The organism is Haliscomenobacter sp. (assembly GCF_033763495.1).
GTDB lineage: Bacteria > Bacteroidota > Bacteroidia > Chitinophagales > Saprospiraceae > Haliscomenobacter.
The window spans coordinates 58,263-65,936 of sequence record NZ_JANRKL010000209.1; the positions used below are offsets into that span (position 1 = coordinate 58,263).

The following is a 7,674-nucleotide window of genomic DNA, read 5'->3' on the forward strand; positions in this document are numbered from 1 at the left end:
GATATGCTTTGGGAAAAATCAGAGGTCTGTCACCCCCATGCACCACAACAGAATGGGAATAAATTAATTCACTTTAGTCCGACGATTGGCGGCATTTTCTACCGCCGTGTTGCGCCGTGCATCCGAATTTTGCTGGGCAGTTCCCCTACGTGCGGCACCATTGGCTGCTCCGGTTTCCTGGCGTGCAGCTGAGTTGGACTTGGCATTCCCCAGGCGCTCCTTGGAATTCTGATCTGCCAATTTTTTTGCTTCGTCCTTGGTCACTTCGCCATCGGCAGCAGCAGCTTCACGCTCTCCTTTGTTTTCGTCATAAGTAGCCTTGCGGACTTCGCTGTTGGCCCCTTTGGTTGCTTCCCGATTGGCCTGACCAGCAGTAGCCGTCTCTTTTCGGGTAGTCGAATTGCTTTTGGCAGTTTCGCGGCGATTTTGGGCATTTTGCTCCGGGATGGTGGTTGATTGGGCATTGCTGTTCACAAAGCTCAAAGTCATCAGGGCCAGGGTGCAGGCGAAAAAGCGAATCATCAATTTAGTTGACATGGTTTTAAAATTTTTAGGTGAAAAATGTACGCTTGAGGGCGCTAAAAAATAAGTGCTCATTTTGCCAGAGGATTAGATAAGAAAACGATTCATTTCAAGTGCCTTAGCTAATCCTTTGGCTCAAGAAAAATGAGCACTTATTTTTGCCCACTACTTGTTGTTTGATGATTCAAAAGTATAGGGCTGAACAAGGCTTGCCAACTTTATTCAACCCAGGGCGAGAAGCCTTCAACCAATGGTGAGATTTCTTCAATTTGGTAGTTAGATTAAACCCATCAAGCGTAACCAATCGACTTTTCTATACGTCTTTCCGGAGTAGAAATGCGCTTTGATCCAAAAAAAATCCACACTGATCGGAATTTGAAAAGATCAAAGGTGTTTTGTACCTTATCTTTAGAACACTTTCCCGAACGATAAATCAAGTACCGCACCATGTCAAACCTTCGTACCTACCTGAAAGAACATTTCAATCAATTCCTGTACACCCTCCACTCCATTCCGGAGGCTGTGCGGTTTTTTCGCAAAAACCGTTTATGGGAAGGTTTCCTAAGCTATGGTTGGGTAAACAAAATATTGATCCTGGTGGGCATCATTGCGGGCGTCAGAACCCTGGCCAATGTTTTTGAATCTGTAAATGCGGTAGATACCTCCAACGCCATGGCCTTGATGAGTTCGATGGATAATTTTGTGAACAATCTGGTCAAAAACCAGTGGGAATTTTTTACCGACGAAGGCTTCCGCTACGGCATTTTGATCTTGCTTGAAATTTTCATTTTCCATGTTTGTCACCGCACCGTAGACATTTTATTAAAAGACCAAATGCGGGAACCCCGCCTCAATGACTTCATCAAGGCTCAAATCCGCATTGCTGTATTGGGGGTAATTTGTATGGTAATAGAAGGGATAGTAGTTTCGGTTGTCGAACCCATTCTTGAAGGCACTCCAGTGATTTCCTGGCTCAAAGAACCCATCTTATTTTTTATCCATTGTTTCTTCATGGGCGTCCTGATTTTGGACAACTACAATGAAATGTTTGGCCTGAAAATTAAAGACAGTTTTAAATATTCACTGCGTTTTCCTGGCATCGCCCTGGCGGTAGGTATGGTTCTGCGGATCTGTTTCGTGGTGCCTGTAATTGGGCCAGTTGTTGGTACTTTGGTCACTGCAGTAACCGTATCCATCGTGATGCATGAATTGGCCAATTTGCAGTTGGGTGATGGGGATTGGGAAGAGGAGCTGGTGTAATATAAATTTAGAGGATATCAGCCGTCACCAACATACAATCTTCAAACTTGCGGTATTGTAGCGTAAAAGTGGCGTCAAACTCTTCCTTGATAACCCGGCCCTGAAACGAGCCACCTGCTGTTTGATACTCAAAAGCATCTAGCAGCAGGTGTTCACAAAAATCGATTTCCCGCTTACCATAAGCTTTGTACAAAGCTTCCTTGGCACACCAACACACGTGCAAGTGGGCAATGCGGTGTTCAGTCGGATGGATGAAAGCCAATTCACGCGCGCTCAAAAAACGTGGCGCCAAACGACCGATTTTTTCTACGATTTGTTGAATGTCAATACCGAGTACTTTTTCGCCCACCATCGCTGCTGCCAATTGATGGGAATGGCTGATAGAAACCTGTAATGGGCTATTGTGCAAATGCGGCTTGCCGTATTCATCCTTGACCAGCATAGCCCGCTCCTCCCCTGGAACCAATGCCGCCACCAACTGGCGAACGGCCAACCACTCCATCCTGCGCCAACCTTTAATCGTTTCCAGCTGCGCCTGTTCGGCAGAGCTAAGCTGTAACTGTTCCAAAAACCACGCTTCGGATTCTTCAATGCGCCAGATGGCGTAAGTAAAATTGTTGTGGCTATTTTCTTCTTGTAAAACGATTGGCATATAAAAACGAGGATTAAATCAGGCTTAAAGATAATTTTTTTCAACTTTACAGCTGATTTTATCCTGAATATGAAGAGCACTTTCAACATTCAACGTCACGCCGTACTCACTGGCCACAACGCCGCGGTATTTGCGCTGAGCCCAACGGATGATCCCCGTTTTTTCCTCTCCGGAGCAGGCGAGGGCTGGGTTGTGCGTTGGGATATGGAAGCGCCTGAATTGGGCAAGCTGATTGCCAAGGTGGACACCCAAATTTTTTCGCTTTTACATTTGCCCGATCTCAACCAAGTGGTAGTTGGCAATATGAATGGTGGCGTGCATTGGGTGGACCTGGCTGCGCCTGAGGCCACCAAAAACATTGCCCACCACCGTAAGGGCGTTTACCGCATTTTGAGGGTAGGGGAACAGGTTTTTACCGCAGGCGGTGACGGCATTTTGACCCGTTGGGACATCCATAATGCCCGTACGCTGGAGAGCATTCAACTGAGCCACCAAAGCCTGCGTGGCCTGGCCTATTGCCCCATCCGCCAGGAAATTGCGGTAGGGGCCAGCGACCACAACATCTATATAGTGGATGTACATACCTTTCAAATCAAAGCCAAAATTCCTAAAGCCCACAACCATTCGGTATTTTGTGTGCAATACAGCCCGGACGGGAAATACCTGCTCAGTGGTGGTCGGGATGCCTTGCTCAACGTTTGGGATGCCGAGAACCTGGATCTGCTCAATTCACAAGCGGCCCACCTGTTTACCATCAATGATATCGTTTTTAACCCAGCTGGCACCCTATTTGCTACCGCCAGCCGCGATCGAACCATCAAAATCTGGGATGCCACCAATTTCAAATTGAATAAAGTATTAAACACCATCCGGGATCATTGCCACGTCAATTCGGTCAATACCTTACTCTGGTCAGTGCACGACAATCTGTTGATTTCTGCCAGCGACGACCGCAGTATCATGTTGTGGCGGAGTTTGTCGTAAAATATTATTTTGTACCTTTCTGCTTTCATAGAAAACCACTCGAGCACATGATTTTTTCGGACAAGAAGATTTTGGAGTCAATTGAGGCAAAAAAAATCGTCATTGAACCTTTTCGACGCGACTGTTTGGGCACCAACTCCTACGATGTACACCTCGGCAAATGGCTGGCGACGTACAAAGACCAAATCCTGGACGCCCGCAAACACAACGAAATCGAACACTTTGAAATACCTGAAACGGGTTTTGTACTACACCCCGGCATTTTGTACCTCGGAGTAACCGAAGAATACACCGAAACGCACAATGCTGTTCCTTTCCTCGAAGGCAAATCCAGCGTTGGCCGCTTGGGCATAGACATTCATGCTACCGCAGGAAAAGGTGACGTAGGTTTTTGCAATACCTGGACCCTCGAAATTTCGTGTACCCAACCCGTGCGGGTATATGTAGGCATGCCCATTGGGCAACTCATTTACTTTGCAGTGGAAGGAGAAATCGAACGTTACTACAACCTCAAAAGCGACGCCAAATACAATCAACGGACAGAAAAACCGGTAGAAAGTATGATGTGGCGGAATAGTTTTTAAATTTTACAAATAAAACCTTATTCAATCACTAAGGAATGGAAATGAAATAAAGTAAACAAGTTGACTTAGCTATTTTTTGATTTGGCAAGGCACTACGAAGGCGCATAGCAGGCCTACGCAACTGAGGAGTAACGCAGCAAAATCAAAAAAGAGCAGGTCAAGTGTTTACTTTAGTTTATTTCCGTTCCTAACCTTCACAATGGTATGAGTAGTAGCAATACAGAAGGCTGGGGCTCCCGAGTTGGCCTGGTGCTGGCCATGGCGGGCAACGCGGTAGGTCTGGGTAATTTCCTGCGCTTCCCGGTACAGGCCATTCAAAACGGCGGAGGTTCCTTCATCATTCCCTATCTCGTTTGTTTTTTATTGATGGGTATTCCGTTGCTTTATGTGGAATGGGCAATGGGTAGGTTTGGTGGCAAATACGGCCACCACAGTGCTCCCTTCATCCTGGACTCGATGTCGAAATATGGCTTTTGGAAATACCTTGGGGTATTTGGCATATTTACCAACCTTGCTGTAGCAGCCTATTATTGTTACCTGGAAAGTTGGACTTTGGGCTACATTTGGCATTCGGTAGCGGGCACCTTTAGTGGTCAAACCCGGGACGAAGTAGCCAATTTCTTCACCAATTATACCAGTTTAAGTGATGCCCAACCGATCATTTTCTGGATCATCTGTTTGTTGCTCAATACCTGGATTTTGTCCCGTGGTTTGAGTGGTGGAGTAGAAAAAGTAGCCAAAATTGGGATGCCTTTGTTGATTTTGTTTGGCATCATTCTGGCCATTCGTGGGGTGACTTTGCAGCCTGGGTATAGCAACGCTTTATATGCTGGTACCGATGGTTTGAACTACCTCTGGACACCTGATTTTTCCACCATTTGGTCGCCTAAGGTCTGGCTGGCCGCTGCCGGGCAAATCTTCTTTACCCTCTCGGTGGGCATGGGCAGTATCCAATGTTATTCCTCCTATCTCAAATCCAACGACGATGTAGCCCTCAACGCCATGAGTGCGGGCTGGATGAACGAATTTGTGGAAGTGTGTCTAGGCGGTGCCATCGTTATTCCCATCACTGTTGGGTATTTTGGGGTGGAAGGTATGTTGGAATTGGTCAACAAAGTAGGGGGCTTGGGCTTGGGTTTCCGTACCTTGCCTTTTTTGTTCCAACAGTGGGGCCCCTTCCTGGCGATTGCAGCCAGTGTGATGTGGTTTGGTTTGTTGTTCTTTGCCGGGATTACTTCATCCCTGGCGATGGGCACTCCTTGTATGGCCTTTATGCAGGATGAATTTGGCTGGAAAAGAGGGAGTGCAGCCTGGGCATTTGGTGCTACTGTTGCCCTATTGGGTCTCCCTACCGTTATTTATTTCAACTATGGGGTCTTCGATGAATACGACCACTGGGCGGGAACTGTATCGCTGGTTGTGTTTGCTTTCTTTGAAATGATTTTGTTTGCCTGGATTTTTGGTATGAAAAAAGGCTGGGAAGAAATCACCCGGGGTGCCGACATCAAAGTGCCGATCATTTTCCGCTACATCATTCAATACGTAACTCCGGTTATTCTAGGCTGGGTATTGTTTGCAAGTATGCCAGCTAACTGGGACAAAATCATGAATACTGGCTTACATGCTCAAATTGCTGAAGCGACCGACCCCGCTGTGATTGAGCACCTGAAGAAAACCATATTGTACCAAAACATTGCACGCATTGGACTTCTGGCCATATGGGTGGGTGTTGCAGTACTGGTATACACGGCTTACCGCAAGCGCATGCGCGAAGGTAGATTCACCCATTAATCACCTAAAAACCTCTTTACCATGAATACAACTGCATTGTTGATGTATCTTGGAGCAAACATTACGGTGGCCGCGTTCACTGCGTACTTTTTTTACAAAGTACTGACCACACCGCCTCAAAACCATGATGACGAAGCTTAGTGCTTAACCATCAAGTTGATCAATCAAGAGCTTGGGGGCAAATTAGTTGCCCTCAAGCTCTTTTTTATTGTTCCTAAAAGCCAAATCCACTCATGATTGCTCCGGCAATCACTGCGGCTATGATTGGCCCAATTACCGGAACCCAGGCATAGCCCCAGTCACTTCCGCCCTTACCTGCAATGGGCAAAATTGCATGGGCAATCCGTGGCCCCAAATCCCGAGCAGGGTTAATCGCGTACCCGGTGGTACCCCCCAGGCTCAAACCTATGGCCCACACCAATACACCTACCAAATAAGGCGACAAGCCCGAACCTGTTTCCGCATACAGCGCAATCACCCCAATGAGCAACACCAAAGTACCAATGATCTCACTGATCAGGTTGGCGGGAGCATTCGCGATGGCCGGGCTAGTACCGAAGGCGGCCAATTTTAGCCCCTGATCGTTGGTGGCAGCCCAGTGTGGCAGATAGTGCAGCCAAACCAGCGTTGCGCCGATCATTGCGCCGATCATCTGGGCAGCGATAAAGGGTAGCACATTGCTAAAGTCATTGTTTTTGATGGCCATGGCGATGGTCACCGCTGGATTGAGATGGGCATCGGCGCTACCAAATTTTTGGGCTACAAAAATACCGATGGTCACAGCAAAGGCCCAGGCCGTAGTAATGGCAATGAGCCCACCATTGTTGCCTTTGGTTTTGTTGAGCAGTACGTTGGCGACTACACCATTGCCAAGCAAAATCAAAACGGCGGTACCGATGAGCTCGCCTAAAAAAGGAGAAGTGGTCATTGGATGAAAGGGTTTGTAGAGGCAACCCTTGCGGTTGCCCCGGTATAATAATTTAAACCGATTTTAATGCTTCCACCTGGCGGGTCACGGCCACAAAATCCGCCAAACTCAACTGCTCCGGCCTTTTTTGAAAAAATTCATCCTCCAACGCCGTACTGCCTTCCGGGAATAGCGGCTTCAAGGTGTTCCGCAGCATCTTCCGCCGTTGGTTGAAGGAGGTTTTGACCACTTGCCGGAATAGCCCCTCATCACAACCCAAATCCTGATTTTCCTTGCGAATCAAATGAATGACTGCCGATTGTACTTTGGGTGGCGGGCTAAAGCAACTTTTATCCACATTGAACAGGGTTTTGCCCTCGTAATAAGCCTGTGCCAAAACGCTGATCACGCCATAATCCTTTCCACCTGGTTTGGCAATGATGCGATCGGCCATTTCTTTTTGAAACATTCCCACCATTTCCGGTACGATGGCGCGGTACTTGATCATGTGAAAAACGATCTGCGAAGAAATATTGTAAGGGAAATTTCCGATTAAACTAAAGCTTTGGCCTTCAAAGACTGCCGCAAGGTCGACTTTTAAAAAATCGCCAGAGATCACGCGATTTTCCAGTTGGGGATAATATTTGTGTAGGTAATTGACCATGTCTACATCGGCCTCAACCACTTTGAGCAAAGGGTATTGTTTGAGTAAATATTTGGTCAACATACCCTTTCCCGGGCCGACTTCCAAAACAGGATGCCCCAATTCGTTGTTGATGCTTAGACTACTGGCGATGCGTTCCGCAATTTCTTCCCGATTGAGAAAGTGCTGACCGAAGGATTTTTTAGCTTTCAAAACAATTTTCTGCTTTTTTTACCATTACTTTGCAAAACTATCAAAATTACAGCAACCCGTAGGATTTTTACTGTGATGAATGAACAAGCAGCAGCCCAGGAAAAACTGGACAAACTAA

Annotated in this window: 8 protein-coding genes; 4 read left to right on the forward strand and 4 right to left on the reverse strand. The window is 47.0% G+C overall.

What is annotated here, in order from left to right:
* Positions 1–63: 63 nt before the first annotated feature.
* Entirely contained in the window at positions 64–537 is a 474-nt protein-coding gene (locus tag SFV55_RS24780) for a hypothetical protein (protein WP_320032263.1), read from the reverse strand.
* A 432-nt stretch (positions 538–969) separates the two neighbouring features.
* On the opposite strand from SFV55_RS24780, the gene SFV55_RS24785 reads away from it, so the two are divergent.
* The gene (locus tag SFV55_RS24785) at positions 970–1,782 is read left to right on the forward strand and encodes a hypothetical protein (protein ID WP_320032264.1); all 813 of its coding nucleotides are present in this window, start codon (positions 970–972) and stop codon (positions 1,780–1,782) included.
* A gap of 7 nt (positions 1,783–1,789) precedes the next feature.
* Here the strand turns inward: SFV55_RS24785 and SFV55_RS24790 are convergent, their stop codons facing one another.
* Positions 1,790–2,434: a 4'-phosphopantetheinyl transferase family protein gene (locus tag SFV55_RS24790; RefSeq protein ID WP_320032265.1), complete on the reverse strand. Its 645-nt coding sequence runs from the start codon at positions 2,432–2,434 to the stop codon at positions 1,790–1,792.
* A 69-nt stretch (positions 2,435–2,503) separates the two neighbouring features.
* Between SFV55_RS24790 and SFV55_RS24795 the strand changes: the two genes are divergently transcribed.
* The 3 genes from SFV55_RS24795 to SFV55_RS24805 all read left to right on the forward strand — a co-directional run bounded on the left by SFV55_RS24795 (position 2,504) and on the right by SFV55_RS24805 (position 5,793).
* A complete protein-coding gene (locus tag SFV55_RS24795; protein WP_320032266.1) occupies positions 2,504–3,418 on the forward strand; it encodes an eIF2A-related protein in 915 nt (304 codons plus the stop codon).
* Between the two features lie 47 nt (positions 3,419–3,465).
* Complete coding sequence (dcd, locus tag SFV55_RS24800) at positions 3,466–4,002, forward strand: dCTP deaminase (protein ID WP_320032267.1); 537 nt, start codon at positions 3,466–3,468, stop codon at positions 4,000–4,002.
* Between the two features lie 204 nt (positions 4,003–4,206).
* Entirely contained in the window at positions 4,207–5,793 is a 1,587-nt protein-coding gene (locus SFV55_RS24805; protein WP_320032268.1) for a sodium-dependent transporter, read from the forward strand.
* A 214-nt stretch (positions 5,794–6,007) separates the two neighbouring features.
* On the opposite strand, the gene SFV55_RS24810 is transcribed toward SFV55_RS24805, so the two are convergent.
* The gene (locus SFV55_RS24810; RefSeq protein ID WP_320032269.1) at positions 6,008–6,721 is read right to left on the reverse strand and encodes an MIP/aquaporin family protein; all 714 of its coding nucleotides are present in this window, start codon (positions 6,719–6,721) and stop codon (positions 6,008–6,010) included.
* Between the two features lie 52 nt (positions 6,722–6,773).
* Positions 6,774–7,556: a 16S rRNA (adenine(1518)-N(6)/adenine(1519)-N(6))-dimethyltransferase RsmA gene (gene rsmA, locus SFV55_RS24815; protein WP_320032270.1), complete on the reverse strand. Its 783-nt coding sequence runs from the start codon at positions 7,554–7,556 to the stop codon at positions 6,774–6,776.
* Positions 7,557–7,674 lie beyond the last annotated feature (118 nt).